This is a genomic window from Vibrio sp. 1731, assembly GCF_033339955.1.
Taxonomy (GTDB): domain Bacteria; phylum Pseudomonadota; class Gammaproteobacteria; order Enterobacterales; family Vibrionaceae; genus Vibrio; species Vibrio alginolyticus.
Map to the genome: position 1 here is coordinate 531,804 of NZ_JAWOVO010000001.1, position 25,069 is coordinate 556,872.

At 44.4% G+C, this 25,069-nt stretch carries 25 protein-coding genes, 1 riboswitch and 1 other annotated feature; of the genes, 6 read left to right on the forward strand and 19 right to left on the reverse strand.

Features of this window, described 5'->3' with window-relative positions:
• Window positions 1-17 precede the first annotated feature (17 nt).
• The 4 genes from hisC to tet(35) all read right to left on the reverse strand — a co-directional run bounded on the left by hisC (window position 18) and on the right by tet(35) (window position 5,244).
• Window positions 18-1,058, reverse strand: a complete 1,041-nt coding sequence (hisC, locus tag R7035_RS02275; RefSeq protein ID WP_213909881.1) for a histidinol-phosphate transaminase — start codon at window positions 1,056-1,058, stop codon at window positions 18-20.
• Window positions 1,059-1,076: 18 nt separating this feature from the next.
• On the reverse strand, window positions 1,077-2,369 hold the full coding sequence (hisD, locus tag R7035_RS02280; RefSeq protein WP_033905089.1) for a histidinol dehydrogenase: 1,293 nt from the start codon (window positions 2,367-2,369) through the stop codon (window positions 1,077-1,079).
• A 5-nt stretch (window positions 2,370-2,374) separates the two neighbouring features.
• Complete coding sequence (gene hisG, locus R7035_RS02285; protein ID WP_005378180.1) at window positions 2,375-3,271, reverse strand: ATP phosphoribosyltransferase; 897 nt, start codon at window positions 3,269-3,271, stop codon at window positions 2,375-2,377.
• Between the two features lie 53 nt (window positions 3,272-3,324).
• Window positions 3,325-3,462, reverse strand: a sequence feature (His leader region).
• Between the two features lie 180 nt (window positions 3,463-3,642).
• Complete coding sequence (gene tet(35) / locus R7035_RS02290) at window positions 3,643-5,244, reverse strand: tetracycline efflux Na+/H+ antiporter family transporter Tet(35) (protein WP_005378182.1); 1,602 nt, start codon at window positions 5,242-5,244, stop codon at window positions 3,643-3,645.
• Between the two features lie 109 nt (window positions 5,245-5,353).
• Window positions 5,354-5,536, reverse strand: a riboswitch (Lysine riboswitch).
• A gap of 582 nt (window positions 5,537-6,118) precedes the next feature.
• Here tet(35) and R7035_RS02295 point away from each other — a divergent pair.
• Complete coding sequence (locus R7035_RS02295; RefSeq protein WP_005378185.1) at window positions 6,119-6,526, forward strand: H-NS family nucleoid-associated regulatory protein; 408 nt, start codon at window positions 6,119-6,121, stop codon at window positions 6,524-6,526.
• 127 nt (window positions 6,527-6,653) lie between these two features.
• Here the strand turns inward: R7035_RS02295 and R7035_RS02300 are convergent, their stop codons facing one another.
• Complete coding sequence (locus R7035_RS02300; protein WP_005378187.1) at window positions 6,654-7,958, reverse strand: inosine/guanosine kinase; 1,305 nt, start codon at window positions 7,956-7,958, stop codon at window positions 6,654-6,656.
• A gap of 117 nt (window positions 7,959-8,075) precedes the next feature.
• The gene (locus R7035_RS02305; protein WP_005378190.1) at window positions 8,076-8,345 is read right to left on the reverse strand and encodes a hypothetical protein; all 270 of its coding nucleotides are present in this window, start codon (window positions 8,343-8,345) and stop codon (window positions 8,076-8,078) included.
• Between the two features lie 188 nt (window positions 8,346-8,533).
• Between R7035_RS02305 and mnmA the strand changes: the two genes are divergently transcribed.
• From mnmA to purB, 3 genes are all read left to right on the forward strand, one after another.
• Window positions 8,534-9,658, forward strand: coding sequence for a tRNA 2-thiouridine(34) synthase MnmA (mnmA, locus tag R7035_RS02310; protein ID WP_054576398.1), 1,125 nt, complete (start codon window positions 8,534-8,536; stop codon window positions 9,656-9,658).
• Window positions 9,659-9,668: 10 nt separating this feature from the next.
• Complete coding sequence (gene hflD, locus R7035_RS02315) at window positions 9,669-10,286, forward strand: high frequency lysogenization protein HflD (RefSeq protein WP_005378194.1); 618 nt, start codon at window positions 9,669-9,671, stop codon at window positions 10,284-10,286.
• A gap of 153 nt (window positions 10,287-10,439) precedes the next feature.
• Window positions 10,440-11,810: an adenylosuccinate lyase gene (gene purB, locus R7035_RS02320; protein ID WP_005378198.1), complete on the forward strand. Its 1,371-nt coding sequence runs from the start codon at window positions 10,440-10,442 to the stop codon at window positions 11,808-11,810.
• A 133-nt stretch (window positions 11,811-11,943) separates the two neighbouring features.
• Here the strand turns inward: purB and R7035_RS02325 are convergent, their stop codons facing one another.
• The 9 genes from R7035_RS02325 to htpX form a co-directional block, all read right to left on the reverse strand.
• Window positions 11,944-12,477 carry a DUF3833 domain-containing protein gene (locus R7035_RS02325; protein WP_139832019.1) on the reverse strand — a complete coding sequence of 178 codons (534 nt, stop codon included), beginning with the start codon at window positions 12,475-12,477 and terminating at the stop codon, window positions 11,944-11,946.
• Window positions 12,477-13,070: a chalcone isomerase family protein gene (locus tag R7035_RS02330; RefSeq protein ID WP_017821712.1), complete on the reverse strand. Its 594-nt coding sequence runs from the start codon at window positions 13,068-13,070 to the stop codon at window positions 12,477-12,479. Before R7035_RS02330 ends, R7035_RS02325 begins: the two co-directional genes overlap by 1 nt.
• The gene (locus R7035_RS02335; protein ID WP_042522066.1) at window positions 13,030-13,542 is read right to left on the reverse strand and encodes a DUF2878 domain-containing protein; all 513 of its coding nucleotides are present in this window, start codon (window positions 13,540-13,542) and stop codon (window positions 13,030-13,032) included. Before R7035_RS02335 ends, R7035_RS02330 begins: the two co-directional genes overlap by 41 nt.
• A 6-nt stretch (window positions 13,543-13,548) precedes the next feature.
• Window positions 13,549-14,805, reverse strand: coding sequence for an SAM-dependent methyltransferase (locus R7035_RS02340; protein ID WP_042522068.1), 1,257 nt, complete (start codon window positions 14,803-14,805; stop codon window positions 13,549-13,551).
• Window positions 14,799-15,617: a DUF1365 domain-containing protein gene (locus R7035_RS02345; RefSeq protein WP_005378205.1), complete on the reverse strand. Its 819-nt coding sequence runs from the start codon at window positions 15,615-15,617 to the stop codon at window positions 14,799-14,801. The genes R7035_RS02340 and R7035_RS02345 overlap by 7 nt, the downstream gene beginning before the upstream one ends.
• A 1-nt stretch (window position 15,618) precedes the next feature.
• A complete protein-coding gene (locus R7035_RS02350) occupies window positions 15,619-16,929 on the reverse strand; it encodes an NAD(P)/FAD-dependent oxidoreductase (RefSeq protein WP_054575130.1) in 1,311 nt (436 codons plus the stop codon).
• Window positions 16,930-16,941: 12 nt separating this feature from the next.
• Complete coding sequence (locus tag R7035_RS02355) at window positions 16,942-17,667, reverse strand: SDR family oxidoreductase (RefSeq protein WP_033905083.1); 726 nt, start codon at window positions 17,665-17,667, stop codon at window positions 16,942-16,944.
• On the reverse strand, window positions 17,664-18,083 hold the full coding sequence (locus R7035_RS02360; RefSeq protein ID WP_005378211.1) for a nuclear transport factor 2 family protein: 420 nt from the start codon (window positions 18,081-18,083) through the stop codon (window positions 17,664-17,666). Before R7035_RS02360 ends, R7035_RS02355 begins: the two co-directional genes overlap by 4 nt.
• A 209-nt stretch (window positions 18,084-18,292) precedes the next feature.
• Window positions 18,293-19,162, reverse strand: coding sequence for a protease HtpX (htpX, locus tag R7035_RS02365; RefSeq protein ID WP_005388085.1), 870 nt, complete (start codon window positions 19,160-19,162; stop codon window positions 18,293-18,295).
• A 509-nt stretch (window positions 19,163-19,671) separates the two neighbouring features.
• Here htpX and R7035_RS02370 point away from each other — a divergent pair.
• Complete coding sequence (locus R7035_RS02370) at window positions 19,672-19,839, forward strand: hypothetical protein (RefSeq protein WP_005378215.1); 168 nt, start codon at window positions 19,672-19,674, stop codon at window positions 19,837-19,839.
• Window positions 19,840-19,920: 81 nt separating this feature from the next.
• Here the strand turns inward: R7035_RS02370 and bioD are convergent, their stop codons facing one another.
• From bioD to bioB, 4 genes are read right to left on the reverse strand one after another with little or no spacing between them, the layout of a single operon-like run.
• Window positions 19,921-20,607, reverse strand: a complete 687-nt coding sequence (gene bioD, locus R7035_RS02375; protein ID WP_005378217.1) for a dethiobiotin synthase — start codon at window positions 20,605-20,607, stop codon at window positions 19,921-19,923.
• Window positions 20,604-21,425 (reverse strand): malonyl-ACP O-methyltransferase BioC, encoded by an 822-nt coding sequence (gene bioC / locus R7035_RS02380; protein WP_054866301.1) that lies wholly within the window; start codon window positions 21,423-21,425, stop codon window positions 20,604-20,606. Before bioC ends, bioD begins: the two co-directional genes overlap by 4 nt.
• The gene (gene bioF, locus R7035_RS02385; RefSeq protein ID WP_165935340.1) at window positions 21,425-22,576 is read right to left on the reverse strand and encodes an 8-amino-7-oxononanoate synthase; all 1,152 of its coding nucleotides are present in this window, start codon (window positions 22,574-22,576) and stop codon (window positions 21,425-21,427) included. The genes bioC and bioF overlap by 1 nt, the downstream gene beginning before the upstream one ends.
• Window positions 22,563-23,615 carry a biotin synthase BioB gene (bioB, locus tag R7035_RS02390; RefSeq protein ID WP_005378222.1) on the reverse strand — a complete coding sequence of 351 codons (1,053 nt, stop codon included), beginning with the start codon at window positions 23,613-23,615 and terminating at the stop codon, window positions 22,563-22,565. Before bioB ends, bioF begins: the two co-directional genes overlap by 14 nt.
• A 129-nt stretch (window positions 23,616-23,744) precedes the next feature.
• Between bioB and bioA the strand changes: the two genes are divergently transcribed.
• The gene (gene bioA, locus R7035_RS02395; RefSeq protein ID WP_132936555.1) at window positions 23,745-25,025 is read left to right on the forward strand and encodes an adenosylmethionine--8-amino-7-oxononanoate transaminase; all 1,281 of its coding nucleotides are present in this window, start codon (window positions 23,745-23,747) and stop codon (window positions 25,023-25,025) included.
• The last annotated feature ends 44 nt before the right edge of the window (window positions 25,026-25,069 follow it).

A 25,069-nucleotide genomic window follows, 5' to 3' on the forward strand; every position in this document is an offset into this window, starting at 1 on the left:
ATAAATTCTGTCTCTATTTATGCGTAGTAGTTTCTGATAAATCCAAGCGTTTTTTCGCACTCGTCACGGTTACCCACACTGATACGCACACAGTTTTCAATTGGCGAGTTACGCAAAATAATGCCCGTATCCCAAGCCGCTTTGAAAAGGTCATCGCCATCTGGGAATTTCACCAATAGGTAGTTCCCCCACCCTTCAAACACTTCCAAACCCGGAATCATTGAAAGGCCAACTTGCAAGTAAGCACGGTTTGCATTCAAATCGAGAACTTGAAACTTCGCTCGTGCTAAACCCGCTTCCGAAAGCGCCTGAGTCGCAATTTCTGCCACTGGAACTGGGACTGGGTAAGGTGCGATAACTTTAAGAAGTACATTAATAAGCTCTTCGTTCGCAAGCGTAAATCCACAACGCAGACCTGCAAGCGCAAAAGCTTTCGACAGAGTACGCAGAATCGCAAGATTCGGGTATTGCGCCAGTAGGTCTACCGTTGACGCTTCTGGACAAAAATCGATGTACGCTTCATCCATCACCACGATTACACGGTCTTTTGTCATCTCAAGCAGAGACACAATGTCCTCACGCTTAACCAAGTTACCCGTTGGGTTGTTTGGCGAACATACAAAAACCAGTTTCACGTTATCCAGATTAGCTTCGATGCCTGCAAGGTCTAGTTGCCAATCTGACGTTAGCGGCACGGTTTTGCGCTCTACACCGATGGTTTCTGCACTGATGGCGTACATACCGTAAGTTGGTGGGCAGTAAAGAATCGCATCTTCACCCGGCTCACAGAATGCACGAATTAATAACTCAATACCTTCGTCTGCGCCGCGAGAAGTCAGTGTTTGTTCTGGTTTCACACCCGCATAGGCTGCGTAAGCAGAAATCAGTTCTTTCGGTTGGCATTCGCTGTAACGATTAAGACGAGCAAAGTCTGTTTTGTATTCATTGTTAAATGGTGATTCGTTGGCATTTAGCCATACGTCACCCGTACCACCGATTCGGCGAGCCGACATATAAGGGGTAAGCTGTTGGACTTGTTTACGCGCTAGCTTTTCCATCTCATTACTCTCTTATTCTTACTTACTTGCTAATTTTTCTACGCGGATAGTAACAGCACGTTTGTGAGCGTCCAGACCTTCCGCTTCAGCCATCGTGACTACCGTTGGTGCAAGGTTCTTTAAACCATCAGCAGAAAGCTCCTGAACCGTCATTCGTTTAGAGAAATCCGCCAAACCTAAGCTTGAATAAGTACGTGTGTAACCGTAAGTAGGAAGGACGTGGTTAGTCCCCGATGCGTAATCTCCCGCAGATTCAGGCGACCAATCCCCAAGGAAGATAGAACCTGCGTTATCTAATAGAGGTAGAAGCTCACGAGGGTTCTTAGTCTGAACAATCAAGTGCTCAGGACCGTAGTAATTGGAAATAGAAACTGACTGCGTCATCGACTCGGAAATAATGATCAAGCTTGATGCCAGAGCCTTTTCTGCGATGTCTGCACGAGATAGCTCCTTAAGCTGACGTTGAACCGCATCCGTCACTTGATCAGCAATCACAGGAGAAGGAGTCACCAATACCACTTGAGAATCAGGACCGTGTTCCGCTTGGCTCAAAAGATCCGCAGCGATAAAGTCTGCATCTGCGGTTTCATCTGCAATCACTAACACTTCTGATGGCCCTGCTGGCATATCAATCGCAGCACCGCGGAAATCATTGCTAACCTGTCGTTTTGCTTCGGTCACGTAAGCGTTGCCCGGACCAAAGATCTTATCTACTTTCGATACCGTCTCGGTGCCATAAGCCATTGCAGCAACTGCTTGGCCACCACCGACGTTGTACACTTCATCAATGCCACACAGTTTCGCGACATAAAGGATCTCATCAGCGATTGGCGGTGGAGAACAAAGAACGACTTTACGACAACCTGCAATTTTTGCAGGAACGCCGAGCATCAAAACAGTCGATGGCAAAGGCGCACTTCCACCAGGAATGTACAAACCCACTTTTTGAATTGGACGTGTTACTTGTTCACAAAGAACACCTGGCTGCGTTTCCACCTTGATCGGTTGCGGCTTTTGCGCTTTGTGGAACTTAGAAATATTGGCGTAAGCTTGCTCTAGTGCGCTCTTCATTGACTCTGACAAACGCTCTGACGCTGCCTTAATTTCCTGAGAAGAAACACGAATGGATTCAGGCTTAACACGGTCAAACTTTTCTGTCAGCTCAATAAGAGCAGAGTCACCTTCTTCTCGAACTTTAGCAATAACTTCGGCCACAGCAGTGGTGATATTGGCACCTTCTGCAATAGCAGGGCGCTCCAAAATAGAGTCTTGCTGATTCTCACTTAATGATTGCCAAACGACTGTTCTCATGATGCTTACTCCATCATTTTTTCAATTGGTAGAACGAGAATTGAACTTGCGCCCAACTCTTTCAGCTGTTCCATTGTTTCCCAGAATAGGTTTTCAGAACTCACTAAGTGAACAGCCATTTTCTGCTTATCTGCAGAAAGAGGAAGAACAGTTGGGTCTTCAGCACCTGGCAGTAGTGCTTTAATTTGATCTAACTTCTCTGCTGGGGCGTGAAGCATAATGTACTTAGATTCTTTCGCTTGCTGCACGCCTTGCATGCGAGTTAACAGCTTTTCGATTAGCGCCACTTTGTCTGCGTCGAACTCACCTGTGCGTTGAATCAATGTCGCTTTTGATTTGAAGATAATTTCAGCTTCTTTAAGGCCGTTCGCTTCCAGTGTTGCACCTGTAGAAACCAAATCAGCGATAGCATCAGCGAGACCCGCGCGAGGCGCAACTTCTACAGAGCCTGTCAGCATACATGTAGAGAATGGAACGCCGGCTTCATCCATGTACGCTTTTAGAAGTTGAGGATACGTTGTAGCAATACGCTTGCCAGCTAAGTCTTGTGGACCGTTGTACTCTTCGTCCTTGTCGATTGCGATAGATAAACGACAGCCACCAAAATCAAGTCGACGAAGCTGAACAAACTCGCAGGGTTCACCTAATGCTTTGCGGTCAAGGCGAACTTCTTCTAGTTCATTTTCGCCAATAAAGCCAAGGTCAACCACGCCATCCATAATTAAACCTGGGATGTCGTCGTCACGAACCAAGAGTAAATCAATTGGCATATTTTCAGAATGGACAACTAAACGCTCGCCCATTACGTTGAACTTTACGCCGCACTGTTTTAGTAGAGCTTGACTCTCTTTGCTAAGACGACCTTTTTTCTGAATTGCGATTCTTAAACGTTGTGTTTGCATTGCTTTGTCCCTATGCAAGATTTTGATATCTAAGTATTTTTCAAACTAATAAAACTAAAAAACCCTCGGGAGATTGAAGTCTCCCGAGGGTTTAAAATCTGCTTTTACTTTGATTTTACCTCCGGGAGTTTCCTGCCTCCCGGGTATGCGTACATCGCCCGAAAGACTAGATTGGGTGATGATGGTGATGAATGTTCATTACAAAATTACGCATACTTATTTCAAGGCTCTTCTCATTTGCTTTGTTACCAACCACACTAACCAAGCTGATTACTTTTTTCAACCCTTAATTTTAAAAAAATTCGAATTGTATAATACAAATAAAAAAGGAGGCCGAAGCCTCCTACAATTTCACCTTTTAAATCAGTGAATTACGCACTCTGGCAAGACGCTATTTTAGACTTTGAAAGCCATGACAAAATAGCGCAAACGATAACGAATGTTATCGACGCTGCAATAAACGAAAACGCAATTGAAGCAGTCATACCAAGGGCAATAAAGCCCACGCATGAAACAAGCGCGACTGATAATGCATAAGGTAGCTGTGTTGATACGTGATCAATGTGGTTACAACGTGCACCCGTCGATGACAAGATAGTCGTATCTGAGATTGGTGAACAATGGTCACCGAATACCGCACCAGCTAAAACCGCACTCAGCATCGGTAGCATTAGCGCTACGTCTGTTGCGCCAGCCATGTCACCCGCGATTGGTAGCATAATGCCGAACGTACCCCATGAAGTACCTGTTGAGAACGCCATTAGGCCAGACAACAAGAATAGGATAACTGGTAGCCAGTGTGGGTTAATGTTGCCCTGCGCCATTGTCGAAAGGTAAGTACCAGTCTTCATATCACCGATAACAGAACCAATGGTCCAGGCAAATACTAAGATTAGAATCGCACCAAACATAGACTTAGCACCAATCCAAAGTGTACGTGCGATCTCAGCCATTGGTAGACCTTGCTTCACAACAGTAAACAGTGCAACAGCTAAGCCAAGCAAGCTACCGTAGATTAGTGATGTACCTACATCTGTATTTTCAAAAGCACCAAGAAGCGCAAACTCCTTACCATCAGCAGCCAATGCTTGGCCACCCGTGTAAAGCATTGAAGCGATAGTCGCGATAATCAGCGTTACGATAGGAAGTATCAAATCTGACACTTTACCCTTTTCACTTTCACGGATATCTAGCTCTTCGTTTAGGTCATGCGCTTCTTGCGAGTCATTTTCTTTGTCTTTATCAAAGCCACGACCTTGCGATGCAGAGATTTCATGCTCACGCATTTTACCAATATCAAGACCAAACCACGCAACAGCGAACACCATTAGCAGCGCAAAAACGGCGTAGAAGTTCATTGGGATAAGACGAACATATGCGCCAAGAGCCGAATACTCTGTGATCCCATGTGAGACTAAGATCCCGCCAATAATAGTAATAATGTAAGCACCCCAGCTAGAAGCAGGCATAATTACACACATTGGAGCGGCGGTTGAGTCTAGAATGTACGCAAGCTTAGCGCGAGACACATAAAAGCGATCGGTTACTGGGCGAGAGATCGCACCAACAGCAAGGCTATTAAAGTAATCATCGACAAAAATGAATACGCCTAAAAAGGCGGCAAGAAGTTTGGAGCCGCGTTTACTCTTCACTCGAGATTGTGCCCATTCAGCAAAAGCACGAGTACCGCCAGATAGCGTTAATAAAGCTGTTGTCATACCTAATAAGATTAGGAAACCAACAATGCTCATGTTCCAAGTGTTAATTCCGCCATCTTCAATAAAGACAGAAGAAACTTGAGAACTGACGTAACCTGCGGTGTCGCTGATAGACCAGCTATTAAGTAGCACCGCACCTAGCACGATACCTACACCCAAGGAAACTAATACACGTCGAGTCAAAATCGCCAAAGTCAAAGCGACAATAGGTGGCAATAATGAAACAGGAGAACTAGAAAAATCTATTAAATTCATGATCTTCAAAAACCAAAGTTTGGCTAGAGATCTACTGCAGACAAGTCACGTAGCATACGATACGTGCTCATGTTGAACTTAGCGACAGGGAAGCGAACACTCCACCCAACCCTACAGTAGCGCTCCATAGTTTAATGTGAATATATACTATGGCAGTGTTGTTCCTTTCAGATACAACCCCAGCAAGTAACTTTGATGAGTTACTTACTTCGGCAATCTTCGCCTTCCACTATTATTCATTGGCATCACCCCAATAATAGCTACTCTTCGAGACCGCGCCTCTACGGCAACAACAAACAATTAACCACTAACTGTACAAATTAACAACAAATTGTCTGCAATATTGCATCAGGTGGCAGCCATTGTACTTATGATGAGAGTCAATGCAACACATCAAACTAAATTAAACAAATAAATAATGACTGAGATAATTTATAAACCTTGCCTACTTCCATAAGTTTTGTGCAACTGAAATCACATCAATCATGTTATTTATGAAACATTATTACTACCTTAGAAATATCATGGTTTATCTTATATCAATAAATTAAGGATATATGACACAGCATTAAAGATGGATGCTTCATATTTTTAAGTAATAACTCAAATTTTTTTATAAAAAACCAAGCTATCACTCTCTCTATACAATAATGATTGTTGATTTTAGTTCTCATCTAATAATGATTTATTTCGAGTGTAATAATATTAATTGCTTTAAAAAATAGTCAAATTTAAACAAAATCTTGATTTAGCATTTGCACATAAGGAAAAGATAAAGTTAAATATAAGGACTCTTTGTTTATTTATAGATTGGCATTATTTAATCGTAACGATAAAAAGTGCCCAACACATTAACCTTTTAATAGGAATCGTTATGTCAGAGCTGACTAAAACCCTTCTAAATATCCGTAGCCTTCGTGCATTTTCTCGTGAGCTGACTCTAGAACAATTGGAAGAAGCTCTAGATAAACTCACTACTGTCGTAGATGAGCGTCGTGAAGCAGAAGAAGCAGAACGCGCAGCACAAGCAGAGCAAGAAGCTAAGCTTGCAGAGATTGCTGAGAAAATCGCTCAAGACGGTATTGACGTAGAAGCACTTATTACTGCGCTATCTGGCGAAACTAAGACGAAAGGCAAAGCGAAGCGCGCACCTCGCCCTGCTAAATACAAATACACAGATTCAAACGGTAATGAGAAAACTTGGACTGGCCAAGGTCGTACACCTTCGGCGATTCAAGAGCAACTTGATGCAGGTAAATCTCTGGATGAGTTCCTAATCTAGATCCGTGCTATTTTTTAAAAGGCTCCCATAGGGAGCCTTTTTTATTTAAACCATTACAAATAAAAAGGCACATTTCTTAATGTGCCTTTTACTTTAGTTACAGAATAGTTAATTAAATCGCTTCGTATTAACGTTCCCAGTATGCTTCTTCTAGGCTATCTTCTCGCTCAGGAAGTCCGCGCGACAATCGTGGTGAATGTTGCACGAGAACTTCGTAGCTAGCACGGTTTGCGTATTTGCAGACTTGAGAAAAAGAAGAGTAAGTTAAATACTCGTTACTGTGCTTGCTTGAATTAGGCACATTTTCTTTATGGTATTTATTTGCTGCCATATCATGAAGAACAGCAGATAACGCAGCATCACCTGCGCCATTTGTATTCTTAATTTTTTCTGGGCCACCCATATATGGCGAGATATGCGAGTACACTTTTATTGGCGTCTCGCATGAGTCTTTTTTCGCCGGACGACTGAATTCATAACGATTAAATTCAGCAATTGACCCTGGAAGTAATGGCAAAGAAGTTTCGCGCTTCGCGCTATCCTCCGTATACCCAGCCATAAATAGACCTACAGGACCCGCCGTGCACAATACTAGATCAGCCCACTCCAATGTTTTATCAGACGCAGCAAGTGGATCAGATTCCCCCGTCAGTGCTTCTGCTTCATCTTCATTCATCGCAACGACTGAAACGTTATCTCGAATGAATTCTTGCCAATATTTAGGGTCATCTTGAATAACAAACTTTGTGCCTAAAGTCAGAACAACAGGCACATCATTCTTTTTCGCGTACTCAATTGCTTTCATTGTTGCTTCCGGCATTGGGTCGCCGTCTTTGCAACGTACTAGATATGACGTCAGTACAAGTGCTGATGCATTTTTAAAGATTTTCTCTGGAATGCTATCAGGATGGAGTTGGTTCATTTGCCCTTCGCTGATAGCAAAAGTACGTTCACCGTCTTCTGTGATAAGAGCAAAACAACGGCCAATTGCACCATCTACACCTTGTAGGTAGTTCAAGTCCATGCGGCTTGATGTATTACAAAGATAACGGTAACCGTAGCTGCCAATCTTAATATCCTGGCTCATCACTCCAAGTAGTGTGGAGCGGTCATCCGCTAGCACGGAGTAGTTATGTAGCGTGTTACCAATTGTACCGCCCGCATACTCATTGGTAATCAAGTTCTCTTCTTTCAGTTGCTGGTATAACTCTTCTGCTCTTTCGTCATCGATAACCAGAGAGTGACCTTTACTCAGACCGTACTTTTCAATCACATCCGTTGTAACTTTTGCTTCAATATCAACCAAGGTTTGGTCAATACCAATGATGTGAGTGCGCGTCATCTTCTTGCTTTCTTGTGCTTGGCTCACCAGCGGGTCACGAGCATGAACAGGAAAATAGTGCTTCGATTTGCGTTGTCCAGGAAATTTCATATTGTCAGTCTGAGTAAGGGGATGAAAAGGAGAGCGGATTCTATACCGCTAATAATAAAGCAGCAATAAAAGCGATTATAGCAAACGTTTGCTGACTACTTTTTTCTTTTAGGTGGCTTATTCACCTTCCATAAAGCTGAGATCTGGTAGTTGCTCAAGGTGCTCGCTATAACGCTTTAGGTTGAACTCACCCTCATTCTTCATTACATCAAAAATCTCAATTGACATCGCACATGCCATCATCGCAACCGCATCTTCACGTGGTGTGCCAGTCATCATTAAACGCATAAGGGTTTCTTTTACTTTAAGCGGGTTACCATCTTCGAGCTGATTTTCAACAATTTCAATCAACTCACTTTCTTGCATAAATTGGTTTTCTTCTGTCATTTGGTGTTTCCTCTTGGATTTTGGCCAACTATGCCATATATACCTCTTCTATACTTGCGAAATTACTCGTTCGAATCTTTGTTGAAGAAAAATCCAGCGAAACGAATTGTGATTTCGATCTCGGATCTGTCACCGGTCTGTGGATTCTGATAGAATCTGCATCCCGTTTATTTAAGTGGTGTTTAGTAATGTCTGATAACAGTCAAAAGAAAGTCATCGTCGGTATGTCCGGCGGCGTTGATTCATCTGTTTCCGCGTATCTTCTAAAGCAGCAAGGCTACCAAGTAGAAGGCCTTTTCATGAAGAACTGGGAAGAAGATGACAACGAAGAATATTGTACAGCGGCAGAAGATCTTGCTGACGCTCAGGCAGTATGTGACAAGCTAGGCATCCACCTACACACTATCAACTTTGCTGCCGAATACTGGGATAACGTATTTGAGTACTTCCTTGCTGAATACAAAGCTGGCCGTACTCCGAACCCTGACATTCTTTGTAACAAAGAAATCAAGTTCAAAGCATTCCTAGAATTCGCTGATGAAGTACTTGATGCTGATTACATTGCAATGGGCCACTATGTGCGTCGCTCTTTCCCAGAAAACGGTGAAAAAACACAAATGTTACGTGGTCTAGATGGCAACAAAGATCAAAGCTACTTCCTGTACACATTAAGCAACGAGCAAATCGCACGTAGCCTATTCCCTGTTGGTGACCTAGAGAAGCCAGAAGTACGCCGCATCGCGGAAGAGCAAGATCTAATCACGGCGAAGAAGAAAGACTCTACGGGTATTTGTTTCATCGGCGAACGCAAGTTTACTGAATTCCTAGGTCGCTACCTTCCAGCTCAACCAGGCAACATCGAAACACCTGAAGGCGAAGTGATTGGTCAACATCAAGGCCTGATGTACCACACGCTTGGTCAGCGTAAAGGTCTACACATCGGTGGCCGTAAAGGCGGCGGTGGTAACGAGGACCCATGGTTCGTTGGTGAGAAAGATCTAGAACGTAACGTTTTGATTGCCGTTCAAGGTAAAGACCATCCAATGTTAAAATCAGAAGGTCTACTTGCATCACAACTTCACTGGGTAGATCGTGAGCCAATTCGCGATGTTATGAAGTGCACAGTGAAAACTCGTTACCGTCAGGAAGATATTCCTTGTACAATCATCCCTATCGATGATGAAAACATTAAAGTTATCTTTGACGAGCCACAAATTGCTGTAACTCCAGGTCAATCAGCAGTGTTCTACAAAGGTGACGTGTGCCTAGGTGGCGGCATCATCGAGCAACGCATTAAATATTCTCAAGCTTAGGAGTCGTTACGTGGCGAATACACTTTATGACCGTACTATCGCTTTCGCTGGGATTTGCCAAGCTGTTGCTTTAGTTCAACAGGTAGCGAGAAACGGACATTGTGATCAAGATGCTTTTGAAACATCAATCAACGCTATTTTGAGCACGAACCCTGCTAACACAGTTGGCGTATTCGGTCGCGAAGCCGATCTAAAGCTCGGCCTAGAATGCTTGGTTAAAGGGATTGATAGCACACCATCAGGCAGTGAAATTACTCGTTACATTATTAGTTTAATGGCGTTAGAACGTAAGTTAAGCTCTCGTAACGATGCTATGTCTCAGCTTGGCGATCGTATTCAAATGGCCAAGCGTCAGTCAGAGCACTTTGAGCTACTAGACGATCAAATGATCAGCAATTTAGCGAGCATCTATCTGGATGTCGTTAGCCCTATTGGCCCACGCATTCAAGTAACGGGCACGCCATCTGTACTGCAGCAGACGGCAAGCCAACACAAAGTTCGTGCGCTGTTGTTATCTGGCATTCGTAGTGCAGTTCTTTGGCGTCAAGTTGGTGGTAAGCGTCGCCACCTAATCTTCGGGCGCAAGAAGATGGTAGAGCAAGCACAAATCCTTCTTGCTCGTCTGTAGTAAAATATCAAATAAGCAGCTCGCGTTTATCGCGAGCTCATTTTTTTCGACTAAAACAAATCTCGCGCAAACGTTTGCGCAATATTCGTGACAATTGCCACAGTTATTGGTATAAAGCTCACGAAATTTAGAAACCCAATTCAGGAGAACATCATGGAACTGTCAGCATTGACTGCTGTTTCACCAGTAGACGGCCGTTACGGAAGCAAGACAATTGCGTTACGCGAAATTTTCAGTGAATACGGTCTACTAAAGTACCGTACTATCGTTGAAATCCGCTGGCTACAAAAGCTTGCTGCTACTGCTGAAATTGCAGAAGTGCCAGCGTTTAGCGCAGAAGCAAACCAATTCCTAGACGACCTTGCTGCAAACTTCTCTGAAGAAGATGCACGCCGTATCAAAGAGATCGAGCGTACAACTAACCACGACGTAAAAGCGGTTGAGTACTTCCTAAAAGAGAAAGTAGCAGACGTTCCTGAACTGCACGCAGTAAACGAGTTCTTCCACTTCGCATGTACTTCTGAAGACATCAACAACACATCACACGCTCTAATGCTTAAAGAAGCGCGTGAGAACGTGATTCTTCCAGAAATCCGTAACCTAATCGACGCTATCAAAGCACTAGCAGTGGAATACCGCGACATTCCTCTTCTATCTCGTACACACGGTCAGCCTGCTTCTCCATCTACTATGGGTAAAGAAATGGCAAACGTGGCGTACCGTATGGAGCGTCAATTCAAGCAAATCGAAAACGTTGAGATCCTAGCGAAAATCAACGGTGCAGTAGGTAACTACAACGCACACCTTTCTGCTTACCCAGAGCTAGATTGGCACAAGTTCTCTGAAGAGTTCATCACAGAGTCTCTAGGCGTAACTTGGAACCCTTACACAACTCAAATCGAACCGCACGATTACATCGCTGAGCTGTTCGACGCTATCGCTCGTTTCAACACTATCCTGATTGACTTCGACCGTGACGTTTGGGGTTACATTGCACTAGGCCACTTCAAGCAAAAAACTATTGCTGGTGAGATCGGTTCTTCAACAATGCCTCACAAAGTTAACCCAATCGACTTTGAAAACTCAGAAGGTAACCTAGGTCTTGCGAACGCTGTATTCGGCCACCTAGCACAGAAACTGCCTATCTCTCGTTGGCAACGTGACCTAACTGACTCAACGGTTCTACGTAACCTTGGTGTTGGTGTTGGCTACGCTATCATCGCTTACACTTCGACACTTAAAGGCATCAGCAAGCTAGAAGTAAACCGTGAAGCGCTTCTTGCTGAACTAGACAAGAACTGGGAAGTACTAGCTGAGCCAGTACAAACCGTTATGCGTCGTTACGGCATCGAGAAGCCATACGAGAAGCTGAAAGAGCTAACTCGTGGTAAGCGTGTAGACGGCGAAGCAATGCGTAACTTCATCGACGGTCTTGAGCTTCCTGAGCACGAGAAAGCACGTCTGAAAGAGATGACACCAGCGAACTATATCGGTCAAGCAATCGAGCTGACAGATAAGCTGTAATACTCCTGTAACGACCAGATACTTAAAAGGTTGACGCGAAAGCGTCAACCTTTTTTAGTTAGGAGAGTTAGGTCGGGAGAAAATAATTTTAGTTATATGGAATGGATTATTAATTGAAGATCAGCCCCATTTGTTATGGCTGCTTTTGGAAGAACAAGGTTATTGTTCCTACTTCCACACCAAACTTTTTTATTTTCGTTAGATTGAAAACGTGTCTGTCATCCTGACGATAAAGCCAATCATCAAAAGCAACCGTCACTGATGAATCCTCCATTTGTAGCTCAAAGTCATATTGCCACTGTAGCGCATTGCCCTGCTCTTCCCCTGTTGCTACACCTATAATATCGTCTGCCTTACCTTCATAACGACCGTCTTCTAATCTAGTGATAACCCAAACTCGCTGGTCCACCTCTCCGTCATCAAACACGAAGTCTTCCACCAGCGTCAGCGTATCACCCGCTACAGTACCCGCTATATCGACCTCAAAGCGACGCGTTTGCTGTCCGGTATAATCTTGCACCATCCCCCACGCCTTTATGTCGCCTTCGAAATAACCGAATACGTCAAAAGTCGGTGTAGAAGAGCGGTAATTATCAATGTCTGCGGAACATGCCGAAAGAAAAACAGCTGCCACTAAAGTCGCTGCTTTAAAAATTCGTTTAAACACTATCTAACCTGCCCTATCAATTGTTTTCGGAGTTTCGGAAATTCTGTGTTGGGTGATAACCATATAGCCAAAAATGCATCGTTCATTCGTTCGTCTTCAATGATGCCAACGTTCTTTACTTGCACGTCCCCAACCTGCTTATAAAAAAGCTGACCAGATTTTCCATCTGTTAGATAAGTAAGCTCGTCACCTTTTTGAATATCAGGAAACATACGATCGAGCTCGCTGATCCAAGCTTTTCGATATGAGTCCGTAAAACCCAATTTCGCCCACTGCTCATCCGTCACATCAAGCAGCTGTTGCTTACTGATGTCTCTCTTGTAATTAATTTCCAACGCAAGGGGATGTGGCGATACGTCATCGCTTACGATGAACTTTCCATCAGGCGCTTTTAATCTTGAGTGATAAATATCGAAGATGAACCAAGTAAGTTGGGCTTCTCCAACAGTTTTCCATCCCTTCCAATTCGCAATGTTGCTGGCAGCTTCGCTATTTCCAACAGGTTGAGCTTGCAGAGCAAAAGAGCCAGTTACTATTACCAACGCAAGCAGCCTAGTCAGTCTCTGAGTTAAGTCTCTCTTCAAGCTTTTCATTTCCGTACACCTTGAGTATCAAGAGCATCATGACGCACCATTCGACAAACAACATTGCCAGTGTAGCGCCAGTGCTAAATCCAAATTCAACGGCTTGGAGCTTATAGCCAGCAAAGTAGCTCGCTGTTCCTCCGAGTCCGCCTACTATTGATACGTAGGTTTTTGGGAAACGGTACAAAATTGACTTGAGTTGATAGGCATACCAGGCGAACAGAATCCAAAGGCACAAAAGCCAAAGGGGTAACCATTGAGTGGCAAACATGAAAATTGAAAATTGCTGATTTAATGTATCAAGCACGAGACCAATCGTGGCGATAACACCAATACTTTTGAGCGAAGATGCGTCAGTTTTCAAACAATATAGTAGGGTTGCCAAAGTAAGGAATAACGTCACCCATTGCCATTGATAGGTTCCAAGCACCGCTGCAAACCAGCAGAGTTGGAACCATGTCGAAGCAAGAAACACCTTCATAACGAACTACGGGCGTTGAAACGTCATGTGAACGGCACTGATCGTGCGAGCCAAAAAGCCACCTTCACAGTAGCTCAAATAGTAGCGCCACATACGCACAAAGCGGTCGTCGTAGCCAAACGAGCGCACTTCATTCTCTGCTCGATTAAAACGTAAGTGCCATTCGTTCAGCGTCTTGGCGTAGTCCAAACCAATATCGAACAAGTCTCGCGTCACTAAGTCACTGTACTTTGTTGTTGCTTGGGTTAGTGAGGTTACCGACGGTAAAAAACCACCCGGGAAAATGTACTTTTGGATAAAGTCGACGTTGTTACTGTAGTAATCGTAACGCTGATCGGCAATCGTAATCGCTTGAATCGCCATCAAGCCACCAGTCTTCAATAAAGACTCACAGACCTTAATGTACGAAGGCAGGAATTGTTTGCCCACAGCTTCAATCATTTCAATAGAAACGAGCTTGTCATAAGTGCCAGTTAAGTTACGGTAATCTTCTTTGAGTAGTGTGATTTTATCTTCTAAGCCACGCTCTTTGATTTTTTGCTCCGCATACGCGTGTTGCTCTTCAGATATCGTTGTTGTGGTGACCTGACAGCCGTATTGTTCGGCCATGTAAATCGCCATAGCGCCCCACCCTGTGCCAATTTCAACAACATGATCAGTGGGCTTCAGCTCAAGTTGCTGACATAGACGATCCATTTTGTTGATTTGAGCCTGCTCTAGAGAGTCATCCGCATGATTGTAAAGCGCCGAAGAGTACAGCATATTGGTATCAAGGAACGCTTCGTATAGGTTGTTACCCAAGTCGTAATGCGCATGGATATTTTTACGTGAGTTCTCTTCAGAGTTTCTGTTTGACCAATGACTGAACTTGTACAGTATTTTAGTCAACCAACTGCCTTGCTCTTCGAGTTTATCTAGAGCACGCATGTTAAGGGCCATCAGTTTCATTAATGAGGTTAAATCGGGGCTATCCCACCACCCATCCATATAAGCCTCACCAGCAGCAATACTGCCGCCCTGCAAGATCCGTGAATAAAAGCCTGGATGTTTTACCTCTATAGTAGCGACAACAGGTTGACCACTGTACTCCCCATTTGGCGCACTAAAACGCTCGCTTCGCTCTGTCGTTTCCGTCTTAAAACTTTCAATAACTGTTAAGCAGCCGATTTCCATTTTTTGCAGACATTGAAAAATAACTCCGCGAGCCGCTTTTTGCGTTGTCGTCAATTTACGCGGCAATGTCATAGAACTAGTATTTAACATGCAGAATTCTCCTTGTGCTTTTTATTTTTTTTGTCTGTTTTTTCAGTATCGGCTTCTATTTCTTCATGCGTTGAATATTTAGGATGAGAATAAAAAGGTGCGCCTTTCACCCAAAGTTTTAATGCGTGCCAATAAATACCAACCATTACTTTTACCGTTTGTATTGGTGTAACGATCAAACACCTCAATAAGGTTTTGCTTGAAAGTGGCTTGGCTTTCATAACCATGGTGGCATCAAAGTGTTTCTCTCCTTTGTGACATTCAAGATGAATATTCAACTTGTCTGTCAAAGGTTTAATTCTCCAGCGGTAGAGTTGGTCAATCGGGTTGAATGGTGAAACATGGAATGCTTTAACTTGTTCCCAACCAAACTTTTCTTCTTCTTTATCTGCTGACACCACGTAGTAATGTCGTTCATTCCAAGGAGTGTTACTCACCTCTGCGAGGAGATACTTCCATTCTCCTTCCGTGTTATAAACGTAGTAGAAATTAACGGGACTGAAATAAAGCCCTAGATAACGCAAGTGACAGACTGCGATTACCTTGCCGGTACAGCGAACACCTGTCAGTTCTTCAATTTTGCTGTGCACTGCCGACTTGACGCTGCCTTCACCAATGTAATCACTGCGCTTGAAGCGAGCCCAATGCCACCAACGCGAACCAAAACCCCATACTTTTTTCTCTAAAGCATCGAGCTCGTCTACATCGATGGCGGGCATAAATAAAGAGTAGTTCAACTCATGATTCACAGGCGTGAATCGACGGTGACGAACGTTGCCTATAAACAATCGGCTGTTCATTTGGCTATCCATATCACGCTGCGCCTTTTTCGAAAGGAACCACATTTTGTTCGCGGTACTTTTCTTCTAGTTCTTTCACAACATCAAGCGCGCTACGCACGCCATCTTCATGAAAACCGTTGTACCAATAAGCGCCGCAGAACCAGGTACTTTGTTTGCCCTGTATCTCATCTTTGCGCTGCTGCGCTGCAATAGACTCAGTGGTGAATACTGGATGATGATAAGTGAACGAACGCAAGACTTTATTTGAGTTAATTTGCTCAGTACTGTTCAACGTTACACAAAACGTATGTTCTGATTGAATATGCTGAAGAATGTTCATGTTATAAGTGAGCGAAGGGAGGCGTTGCTGTTCCTCTTCACTGCCTTCCAATAGGTAGTTCCATGATGCCCATGCTGCCTTACGTTTTGGTAGTACGGCAGAGTCGGTATGAAGAACAACTTCATTTGCTTGGTATGTCATATCCCCCAAGATTTCCTGCTCAATTGGGCTGATATCCTCTAGCATTCTCATTGCTTGATCACTGTGACAAGCAAAGATAACGTCATCAAACCAATGCGTTTCTCCGCGAACTTGAACGCCAACCCCTTTTTCGTTGCGAACCACTTTTTCGACAGGACTATTAAGACGAATACTCTCGGCAAAGCCTTTGGTCAATGGTGGAATGTATGATCGTGAACCACCTTTAATCACATACCATTGTGGCCGGTTAGTCACATCTAGCAGACCGTGGTTGAGGAAGAAACGTAAGAAGAACATAAGAGGGAATGCGCGCATGTCAGCTAAAGTCGACGACCAAATCGCAGCACCCATCGGTAATATGTAGTTATCGGTAAAGAAAGCACTGAATTTGTGTTCATCAAGGAACTCACCTAACGTCTGAGAGTGCGAGGATTGCTCGCTAGCGAAGCGCTTGGCAAGTTTATTGAAACGAAGTATCTCGAAGATAAATCGATAAAATTTAGGGTTTGCCCAGTTGCGTTTTTGAGCGAACAATGTCGACACTGTGTGGCCGTTGTACTCTAGTCCGTTCCCATCGTTTCTGACACTGAAGCTCATTTGAGTCGGCAGACCTTCAACGCCAATCTCGCTCATCATTTTAATGAAATTAGGGTACGTACGGTCGTTATAGACGATGAACCCAGTATCTATCGCGTATTCTTTACCATCAAGGCTCACATCAACGGTTGCAGTATGGCCACCGATGTAATCGTTCGCTTCAAACAGCGTTACATCATGTTCTTTATGCAAGTAATAACCACAAGTAAGGCCAGAGATTCCCGTTCCCACAATCGCTATCTTCTTTCTTCCTGCTGTTTTCATTCTTATTCCTTCTTATGCTACGAGTTTAGCAGTTAGGCGAGCTTGCCAACTGTATGGAAGTAACGAGATAAAACGTAAAATACTGGTAAATCTCGCTGGGAAATAGATATAGGTCTTGTTGGCGGCTAACTGCTTCCTGATAGAGTCCGACGCTTGCTGAGTAGAAATGATCATTGGCATTTCGAAGTCGTTTTTGTCAGTCAACGGCGTTTCAACAAAACCAGGAAACACCGTTACCACATTGATCCCTTTCTTTTTCAAGTCGACGGCGAGCGTGCGTGCAAAATAACTGACTGCCGCTTTGGATGCGCCGTAAGCTTCAGCACGAGGCAGTGCCACTTCTGATGCGATAGAGCCAACAATAACAATGCGGTGCCCTCTCTCTAAATGCACTTGGCAGCCTTCAACGCAGTTGGCAACACCGACAACATTTACGTTCATCACACGCGCCATGAGTTTCGCGTCGACCACTCCCTCATCCATGTACTCACAATCGCCTGCGTTAAAAACCCATGTGTTTGGCGTAAAGGGCAAATTAGAGAGCGCCTGCTGAGTTTCCTCATAATTTGTCACATCAAACTGCAATGTATGAATTTTGGAGGAAACTGCCTCCAGTTCTGCAAGAACATCTTGATTCCGACCACAAGCAATCACATTCCATTCTGAGTTCGCGTAATCTAGGGCAAGCTGCCTTCCTATTCCGGAGGTGGCGCCTGTGATTAAGATGGTGTTGTTCATTGTCCTAACCTCTGCTTGATGGTTTTAACGACTGAACCAAGTAACGGTAAATGCTCATAGAGCATCTCTCCGAGATCAAAATAGTCTCGGTGATAAATGACCTGACCTTCGCTAAATTTGAGGTGCGAAACACCATTGACGAGAATAGGCGCACCCTTCTGAAGTTTGGGATGCTGAAGGTCCATTGTCCAAGTTAGGAAGCCTGTATCTCCGACTTGTTGATGCTCATGGATTACAAAATCACAACTGATGACGTTGGCATATAATGAGGTGAAATAATCCGAAAGTGCTGGCCATCCTTCTAAACGATGCGCTGCGTCCTCAAATACTACATCTTGGTGATATATATCCTTAAGCAGATGTAAGTTCGCTTTGTTGAGCTTTTGATAGATATTGCCAACAGACTGTATGTCCATTTTTTACTCCTACACGCCCATTAAGTTGTACAAAATTATTATATGTACAAGATAGTTCATTCCACCAAAGTTGTACAAAAATAATTTTGTATAACTTTATTTCTGTAAGTAGTACGTGATGAAGTTCGCACGCGATCAATCGGCGAAAAAAAAGGCTTGGTCAAAACCAAGCCTTTTCAGCAGATTAACAATTATTTAAGTAGGAACAATTAGTATTGCTGGCCTCGCAACGCTGCAATACGTTTATCTAGCGGAGGGTGGCTCATTAGTAGCTCAGTCAGCGACTGCTTGCCATTGATACCAAACGCCATCATGGTGCCATCCAGTTGAGATTCATGACTCACCTTCAAACGCTCTAGAGCCGCAATCATTTTTTCTTTGCCAACGAGGCGCGCAGCACCTGCGTCCGCGTGGAATTCGCGATGACGGCTGTACCACATAGTCAAGAAGCTAGCTAGGAAACCAAATACCAGTTCAAGCACCATGGATACGCCAAAGTAAACCATCATATTTGTACCTTGGCCTTCTTCATCATCGTTCGATGCCACGATATTGGCAATAAAGCGTGATAGGAAGATAACAAACGTGTTCACGACACCTTGCATCAACGTCATCGTGACCATATCACCATTTGCAATATGGCTCACTTCGTGTGCAAGTACTGCCTCTGCCTCATCACGAGTCATATTGTGTAAAAGACCAGTAGAAACGGCGACAAGAGAGTCATCTCGTTTTGCACCTGTCGCAAATGCATTGATATCTGGTGAATCATAAATAGCCACCGTTGGCATACCAATACCCACTTGTTGAGCTTGACGACCCACAGTTTCGACTAACCAATGCTCCGTTTCGTTGCGCGGGCTTTCAATGACCATACCACCAACCGAGCGTAGCGCCATACCCTTTGACATCATCAACGAAATAAATGCGCCACCAAAACCAAATACAGCAGCCATTACAAGTAAACCTGACAGACTGCCTGGTTGCATTCCAGTTACAGCGTAAACAATATTCAGAACAACACTAAGCACTAGCACGACAGCTAGGTTAGTTGCTAGGAATAACATAATTCGCTTCATTACTTTTCTCCGAGGAAGCTTATCGTTTTTTTAAAACGGATTGTTATAAGGAACAAATGGTAATCGCTATAAAAGCCAATTCCGTTGATTTTCATGTTCCGTGCGTTATAGATATAGTCTATCCGCGATAAAAACAAGGTTAAGCAATAAATTGCAACATTTGTTTTCGGGACTGAAATATTTAATTCAAGCGATTTCAAAACATGCTTTGGTAGGAGCCGGAACCTCCGTTCATATACATTTATCAAAATGATAAAATAAGCTCTGAGCTACCCATCATCTATTGATAGATGATCTTGGTGTTAAATCTATCACCTCTTAGCAACTTAGCTAGAAATTTTTTAATAGACCAAAAACAGTACGTTAGCTCTGCTATAGACTTTGGTCTTATTGTGCGGCTACATGGACATGCTAAATTCGAATGAGATGAACAAAACAGAGCCACTCTAAGTACATTGCAAAAAGTGCATTGGGTGAGCTCAAAAACTCCATGTATTGAGGGAAAAACCATGGTAGAAACTAACGACTATCAAATGGCTATTGATTTACTGCGTTGTCACCTAGGCATCTCAGAGGACGAGGCAAAGCAACAACTTGGTATTTCAACCGATCATCATATGTCTCAGCGTGTTGCAGAAACACAACAAGCATTGATGGGGCTCAGCCAAGATAAGTAATCTGACTTTTTAGCCTACACCAACAAGAAAGGGCTGCATTGCGCAGCCCTTTGGTTTTTTAGTCTTTTATCCTAAACACCATTAGTCAGTGTTTAGCAACGGCTCTACATTAATGTACTTGCCTAGCTCTTTGCGTTTAGCACTTGGAATATATGGAATTTCCCCAAGCTTAGGTGCATCGATACGTGCTTCTAGCATCTCGATAATGTCAGCGTAGTGCTCTGTGCCAGGGTTGACGCGGTTTGCCACCCAGCCAACAAGATTCAAACCATCCGCTTTAATACTCTCCGCTGTGAGTAAAGCGTGGCTCAAACAGCCTAATTTAATGCCAACCACCAGTACAACAGGTAACTGCTCTTCTTTTACCCATGTAGATAAACAGTCCGTATCGGATACTGGCACACGCCAGCCTCCAGCACCTTCAACGAGAACAACATCGGCTTGCTGCTTATGTTGAGCCAGTTTTTGACTCAGAACATCGTAACTTATTTCGACATGTTCATGCTTCGCTGCAATGTGGGGAGAAGCAGGCAACTCTAAAGCGTATGGGTTCACATCATCATAGGCCACATCGAGTGTTGCGGCGTCTTGTAAGTGTAAAGCATCAGAGTTACGCCATCCCGCTTCAGTCTTGTCACTCCCTGCTGCCACTGGCTTATAACCAATAGTATTTAGTCCTTTTGCTGCAATCGCTTGCAAAATGGCTTTAGACGCTACCGTCTTTCCAACATCAGTATCCGTACCAGCAATAAAAAAAGCATCAATCATAGATGTATTACTCCAAAACAAACCTGATAACTTGCAGGTAGAAGACCTTGATCGTTTTTAAACGCTTGGTACGCATGCTCAACTTGCAACAAAGTCTCGCGACTAGTTAAACCGTGTGAGCGCCCGCTTACGTGATTTGCACCTATACCTTTGAGGTCACGCATAACTGAAAATGCAGAGTCGTACCAAACTGTGATGGTGGTCAAGTCTAGTTGATGGCTGTCACATCGAGATTGCGCTAACGCAATTTTTACCTGATTGAGCGTTAGAAAGTTATTGACGTGTTGATATGCATCAATTTTTTCCCATGATGCACGCAGCTCATACAGTGATCCATCAACCAGTGTAGAGAACCACGCTTTCCCACCATTTTTTAGCACGCGGCGCACTTCTTTTAGTGGGTAACTTAAATCTGTACACCATTGCAGCGCTAAACTTGAAAACACGTAATCGAAGCTATCATCGTCAAATGGTAAGTTTTCAGCATCAGCAACTTGGTAGTGCATTCGTACTGCACCACAACGCTGCTCTGCTTTATCTAACATGGCTTGAGAGATATCGCCGCAGACTACTTCCGCACCGCGTTGTTGAAGTAGTTGGGAGAAATAACCCGTGCCACAACCTAAATCCAATACACGTTTTCCCGTCAAGTTTTCAGGAAGTTTATCAAGCAGCTGATGCCCGACATCACGTTGAAAAGCCGCATGTTTATCGTATGTTTCTGCTGCTTTACCAAACGAAGAGGCAATCGCGTCTTTATCTTGATGGAAACTCTCTAACGCGAGCGTTTGCGCTAATGCGGTAGTTGCATTATCCATTACAGCGCTCCTAATGCTTGCTTCAATGCCATTGAAAGCGTTTTAACTTGTTCGTTGGTGTGATTGGCAGTGAGTGTGATTCGAAGGCGAGACGTCCCTTTAGGCACCGTCGGTGGTCGAATAGCGGTAACCCAAATGCCGTTTTGGCGACAAGCGCTCGCAACCTGCAAAGCCAGTTCAGATTCACCAATCACAAACGGCTTAATCGAAGTCTGAGTCTCAACAAAGCCCTCCAGATCGCTGAGGCAGTCTCGATACACTTCACTAAGCTCTGAAAGCTTTTCACGTCGCCAAGACTGCTCTTGAACGATAGAAACCGCATGCGTTAGCGCATAGGCTTGTGCCGGAGGCATCGCTGTGGAATACACATGGTGACGAGCAAACTGAGTTAAAAAGTCCCCCGTTGCGTGGTCACATAAAATAGCCGCGCCAGACATACCAAACGCTTTGCCGAAAGTAACGATCAGTATCTCGGGTTTAACCGTTGCCAACTCACAAGAACCACCACCGGATTGACCAAGAACGCCAATACCATGAGCGTCATCGACAGCAAACCATGCATTGTGGCTATCAACGACAGCAGCGATATCGCTAAGCGGCGCACAGTCGCCGTCCATGCTGAATACCCCTTCAGTCACAACTAGATGGTTGTCTTCGCTATTAATCAGCGACTTTAGGTGCTCGATGTCATTGTGTTTGAAGCGCTTCATCTTAGCTGGTGACAACGCCCCCGCTTCCATCAGTGAGGCATGGTTCAAACGGTCTTGGATCAATACGTCTGATTTTTCCAACAAGGTGAACAACAAGGCTTGATTAGCACTGAATCCAGAACCAAACAGAATTGCTCTGTCGTAACCCAACCATTCGGTCAGTGCGGCTTCTAAATTGCTGTGCGCGGCACTAAAGCCAGTCACCATCGGTGATGCTCCACTGCCACTACCATATACGCTTAAACCTTGCTGCCAAGCCCGAACAAGCGCTTGGTCATTAGCCAATCCCAAATAATCATTACTTGAGAAATTAATGTAGCGTCTACCTTCGTGTTCCAAAACGGACTGGTTACCGGCAAACACCACATTCATAGAACGATTCAACCCTTGCGTTTTACGCTCAGCAAGGGCGGACTCGATACGAGATTTAAACGCTGGCATCGTAGAAAAGGTCGTCTTTTGTCGGACGGGCAGCAACGCGCTCTACGACGCGATCGAGTAACTCGTTTTCTTCGATTTCATCAGGCTTTTGAGACACCTCTTGGCTGTTAATACCGAGCTTGTTGAACAGCATCATGTCTTTGTCTTCTGAAGGGTTTGGCGTGGTCAGAAGTTTGCAGCCATAGAAGACGGAGTTTGCACCCGCCATAAAGCACAGCGCTTGCATTTGTTCGTTCATGTTTTCACGACCAGCGGATAAACGAACGGCTGATTGAGGCATCATGATTCGTGCAATCGCAATCAGGCGAATGAAATCGAATGGCTCAACATCATCCACTTCTTCCAGTGGTGTGCCCTTCACCTTCACGAGCATGTTGATTGGAACGCTTTCAGGGTGTACCGGTAAGTTCGCCAATTCAACCAATAAACCAGCTCGGTCGTTAGCACTTTCACCCATGCCGATGATGCCACCAGAACAGATCTTCATGCCAGCATCACGCACGTGAGACAAAGTATCTAAACGGTCTTGGTAAGTACGTGTGGTAATGATGTTGCCGTAAAACTCAGGAGAGGTATCTAGGTTGTGGTTGTAGTAATCCAGACCTGCGGTTGCCAATTGCTTTGCTTGATCTGGCGTCAGCATGCCTAATGTCATACACGTTTCTAAACCCATGCCCTTCACGCCTTTGATCATGTCGGTCAAATGCGGCATATCACGCTCTTTCGGGTTTTTCCATGCGGCGCCCATACAGAATCGAGTAGAACCAGCATTTTTGGCTTTTTGCGCAGCATCGAGTACGCGTTCTACTTCCATCAGGCGCTCTTTTTCGATGTCTGTGGTGTAACGAGCACTCTGAGGACAGTATTTACAATCTTCTGGACAAGCACCTGTCTTAATCGACAGAAGCGTGCTTACTTGAACATGGTTGGTTTGTTGATATTGACGATGTACAAGCTGCGCTTCGAATAGGAGATCCATGAATGGTTTTTCCATGAGATCGCGCACTTCAGCATGCGTCCAGTTATGACGAACTTCCACGTGTATTCCTTTAGTCACTTTTGTTGTTGTGTTGACAGTCTACTGAGTCTCGATAAACTGTCAACACAACACAAAAAACAAAGTTTACATCTGTTTATTTTTTAATCTTAATTGTTATTGGAATCGCACATGGATCTCGCCTTCGACCGCCAGCATATCTGGCATCCTTATACTTCGACATTGACACCTCTGACCTGCTACCCAGTGGCATCGGCAAATGGTGTTCACATTAAATTGGAAGACGGTACTGAGCTGGTCGACGGCATGTCTTCTTGGTGGTCGACGATCCACGGCTACAACCACCCGCATTTAAATCAAGCCGCTCACCAGCAAATCGATCAGGTCTCTCACGTGATGTTTGGCGGGATTACCCACCAGCCAGCAATCAGTTTGTGTAAGAAGTTGCTATCCCTAACCCCAAGTAATCTTGAACATGTATTCCTTGCCGATTCAGGCTCCGTTGCCGTAGAAGTCAGCTTAAAAATGGCACTGCAATATTGGCATGCAAAAGGCGAACGCCGATCAAAGTTTCTTACTTTGCGACACGGTTATCACGGCGATACGTTTGCGGCGATGTCGGTTACCGATCCTGACAACTCCATGCACTCTCTCTACAAAGGCTTTTTGCCTGAGCATATCTTTGCGGAGTCACCAACTTGTGGTTATTGGGATGAATGGAAGCCAGAAGACCTCACCGACTTCGAGCACAAGATTGAGACTCACCATAAAGAACTTGCTGCGGTGATCCTAGAGCCTATCGTTCAAGGCGCTGGCGGCATGCGAATCTACCATCCAGAATTTCTCAAAGGCGTGCGTAGGCTTTGCGACAAATACGGCTTGTTATTGATTGCAGATGAGATCGCTACCGGATTTGGTCGTACCGGTAAGTTGTTTGCCTGCGAACATGCAGACATTCAACCAGACATTCTGTGTGTCGGGAAAGCACTCACTGGCGGCTACATGACCCTCTCTGCGACCCTGGCGAGCAAACACGTAGCAGACACCGTTTGTGGTGGTGATGCAGGCTGTTTTATGCACGGTCCAACCTTTATGGGGAATCCACTCGCCTGTGCTGTTGCCACCGCAAGTTTGGAATTGATTGAGCGAGGTAATTGGCAGCAACAAACCCAACAAATTGAAACGCTGTTTTCTGAGTTACTACCAAAACTTGAAGAATACGAGTTGGTGAAGAACACCCGTTGGCTAGGTGCCATTGGCGTAGTGGAGACGCATCGCCCTGTGAATATGGAAACCATCCAAGCCTTGTTTGTTGAACACGGAGTTTGGATTCGTCCATTTGGCAAACTGATTTATATGATGCCGCCGTTCATCAGCAAGCCGGAAGATATTGAGAAGCTAGTTAACGCGATTGATGCTGCGTTGCAACGTAAAGACTGCTTCGCTTCATAGTCCAATTCAATACGAAAACGGTTTGAGTATGAGACTCAAACCGT